This window comes from Flavobacterium sp. (assembly GCF_044338735.1).
In the GTDB taxonomy this organism is placed as follows: domain Bacteria; phylum Bacteroidota; class Bacteroidia; order Flavobacteriales; family Flavobacteriaceae; genus Flavobacterium.
Genome location: NZ_JBIIWV010000183.1, coordinates 1 through 3,936, shown reverse-complemented (window position 1 = coordinate 3,936; position 3,936 = coordinate 1). Strand labels below are relative to the sequence as shown.

Sequence of the window (3,936 nt, the reverse complement as noted above, 5' to 3'; positions counted from 1 at the left end):
CTCCTGAAACATTCTCATATATTTCTTTCCAATTACTTTTCAAATAAAAAGCTTGTGCATTTTGATCTTCACTATTAGATAAAACATTAAAAGCATCAGAACCAAATTCAGTAAATAAAACAGGTTTACCGTATTCTTTTTTTACGCGATCAAATAAATCACCAAAAGAAGCACCTCTATATACATTAGTTCCATATATATCAACATCCTTACATTCATCATTAACAATATCTAAAAATAATAAATCACCATTACAAATAGCCATTGGATGATTTGCATCAATCGCTTTCATTTTTACGACCGCTTCATTGAACAATTTATACATTGCACGAGCTCGAATTGTTGATTTGCGATCCTTAACGGGAATATTTTCTGTTTCAGCACCATCCCAAAACAAACCATAATTGTTTTCGTTTCCTAACAAGAATAAGAGTAATCCTCTTGTATCTTTATAATCCGAAGCCATTTGTGTAACTTCTTTCAATAAAAGTGCTTTTGTTTTAGCATCTGAATATTCCGTATTTGGTTTCCAAACACCATCTATAGTTAAACCATATCTTCCAAAAGAATGATTAAGCATCGTATAAATGCCAAAATTATCATGAATATATTCTATCCATTGCTTTGGAATTCCTGAGTAAACACGTATAGTATTAACACCCATATTTTTTAACAATCCCATTTCATCATCCAATGCTTTTTTAATAAAATCTTCTGGTTGATTCCATAAACTGTAAGAATAATTAGTTCCTATTGGAAAGTAATCCCAGTTCATTCCATTGACTATAAAATCTTTTCCATTGACTTTAAGCTTCATCTGAACATTGTTGTTTTCAACAATAACTTTATCAGCTTGAGCAAAGCTTGTAAATGAATAAGAAAAAATTAATAATAGAAAAATTTTTTTCATTTGTGTAATTGGTTTTTGTTAATTAAAATTCAAAATTATTGAAACATAAAAATAGTATTATTATGGTTACTTAAAATAAAATTAACCTCAACAAAATAAAATTAAAGCAAAATCAACTATATAAAACGCTGAAAGCATAATAAAATATAGGTTTTTAATAAATTAATTATAGTTAAAGTAGGTTTTAAAAAAACAATAATGATAAGGTAATGTATAGTTTAATTATCGATTACAACAATAATTATATCGCTAATAAATATTCTACTAATCCCATTTCGTGAGGTAAATTCATTTTTTTACGCAAACGATAGCGTTTGATCTCGATACTTCTTACAGAGATATTTAAAAGCGGCGCAATTTCTTTGGAAGATAAATTCAAACGAAGATAAGCACATAATCGTAAATCATTTGGAGTTAAAGCAGGATGACTTTCTTTTACTTTTTTCAAGAAATTATTATCGGCACTATCAAAAGCTTCTTTAAAAACATTCCAAGTATTTTCCTCGTTAACATTTCTATTAATAGTAGATATAACAGCTTTTATGCTTCTATTTGTAGAACTATCAGTAGAGCTCTTAAGATCTCCTTTAATAATATTAAGAAGTTCTGTTTTCTTAATTAAATTCATTGTAGAAACAGCTAATTCTTTGCTCTTTTTGTCGACATCTTGAATTAACTGCTCATTTTTAATTTTCATTATTTTTTGTTCGTTTTCTAATTCTTTAAGTTCTAACAAAATGTTATTTTCAGTAATAATTTTCTGATGTCTTTCTTCATGATATTGAGTATAAAATTTGTGAATATAATACCCAATAAAAATCAATAAAAATAAATAAAACAACTTAGCCAAAGTATTTGCATACCATGGTTTTTTAATAACAAATGAATACGTTGCAATATTATCCGTTAAGGAATTTGCTACTTTAGCCCTTACGCTAAAAGTATAATCACCCGCTAGTAAATTTTCGAAGACTACTTGTGAATTAAAAGACCAATCACTCCACTCATCATTTAATCCGTCTAATTTATACTGGTATTCTGCATTGATATACTTATCGTACTCGGGAACTGTATAATGAAATGTTAGATTATTTTGATCATGAGAAAGACTAGTTTCATCTGTAATAGAAATATTAATTGGTTTTGAATTAACAACCGTATTAGAAATTCGGATTAATGAAACTTTGTAATTAGTAAACTTAAAATCGTTGTTTTTCAATATATAAAAACCATCTGTTGTTCCTATCAGATAATTAGTAGCGCTCAATTGGAAAATATTTTCATAACCCGGCATTGAATTTGTCATGGAAGAAGGAATGGGCAAACTATTCCTTTTTAATTCTGAAGATAATTTTCCTGACGAATAGTAATGAATGTAGTTTTTAGTAAAAAACCATAATTTATTAGACTTATCTACAATCATTTTTCCTGTAACATACTCATCATTATGAAACATAGTACTCAATGATTCATCTTTAATAAATTGATTGGTTTTAGTATTAAGTTTAAACACCCCATTTTTTGATGCATAGTAAATGAAGTTGTTGTATTTAACTAAAGTTGCATTCTTGCCTTTTGCGGGACTTTTAAATTTAAATATTCCAGTTGCTTTCGATACTGATTTATCAATACTAAATTTATAAATGCCTTTATATTCGTGACTTACATAAATCTTATTGTTGTTTATAATCTCAAAATGTTTGGAAGAATAATTAAAACCCGCAATCTTGTTTTTATAAATCCATGAATTGTTCTTTTTTTCCAATACAGAAATTCCATTATAATTTCCTTGCAACATATAATTTGTACCGTTCAAATAAGGTTCAAACTTCCATGTTCCAGAGCCAGAAAAAATAAGGTTTGCGTTAGCGCCATTAACAATAAAAGTACCCGAATCATGTCCGCAAAAAAGCGTGTTTTGAAAAGAATATAGTGACCAAACTTGACCTTTAGTGTTTTGAACAAACTCAAATTTATCTGTAGCATTTAAGTCTTTAAAAAATAGTCCTTGATTGGTTCCAATGTATAATTTATTATTGTGTGTAACCGAAGTATAAATTGCACCTAAAATACCCGTGTTATCTAAATAACTATTAATTGGCGAATTCAAGTTAATACAATTAATGCCATTATCCAGTCCAATCCATAAATTTTTATCTAGATCTTCATAAAGCGAGAGCGCTGTATTATTACTCAATCCCGAGTTTTGAGTAATATGATATAACTTTCTACCTTCTTTAGATAAAATAAATATACCATTTGATATAGAACCTAATGCTATACTTTCGTCAGATAACATATAGCTGCTGTATATATTGGTCTGTTTTATATCATTGTCAATGGTAGTCTGAAAATTAGAAAATACTCCATTTTTGTATTTAAAAATACCTTGCTTTTGGGTAACTAATAACATTCCCTCAGAGGTTTCAAAAATATTTATGAGTTTATTATTATTAATAATCGCATTGCTTAAAAATAGTTTTCCCTTTCCTTGATCTATTTCATATAAGCCGTTTGAAGTTTGATAATAAATACCATTTGAAGTTTTAAATGCCTTGTTAATAGTACTGTTAGGTTCTATTATACTAAACGATTTAGTTTTTGTATTGTAAACATAAATTTTTTCTAACGATTGAAAAAGAATATAATTATCAAAAGGAAAAATACCCCAAAATTGCTCATCATCTTTAATTTTAGACTTTATAGAATTACTCAATGAAGTATAAAATAATTCGCCATTTGCTGCTCTTTGCCAATAGCCAAATTCCATAAAAGCACCCGTATATATTTTATCGTTGATGCATTTTACAGAGCGAATGATGGTTTCATTTGGAGAAGGATATAAAATCCATTTTGAACCGTTATACTCTAGTAAGCCTTCGTTATTCGCAAAATACATAAACCTTTGATTATCCTGAGAAATCATCCAGTTTTGAATTCCTGCATTATAAATATCTTTTGAATATTTTACAATGGGCGGTAATTGCTGCGCATAATTAGTTGCGAAAACAAATAAAAGAAGTAAA

2 protein-coding genes are annotated in these 3,936 nt (G+C 27.8%); both read right to left on the bottom strand.

Features of this window, described 5'->3' with window-relative positions; translation table 11 throughout:
• A partial coding sequence (locus ACIQZC_RS09700) for a hypothetical protein (RefSeq protein ID WP_396139027.1) occupies window positions 1-910 on the bottom strand: 910 nt, incomplete at its 3' end.
• Window positions 911-1,151: 241 nt separating this feature from the next.
• On the bottom strand, window positions 1,152-3,936 hold a 2,785-nt coding region (locus tag ACIQZC_RS09695; RefSeq protein WP_396139026.1), incomplete at its 5' end, for a triple tyrosine motif-containing protein.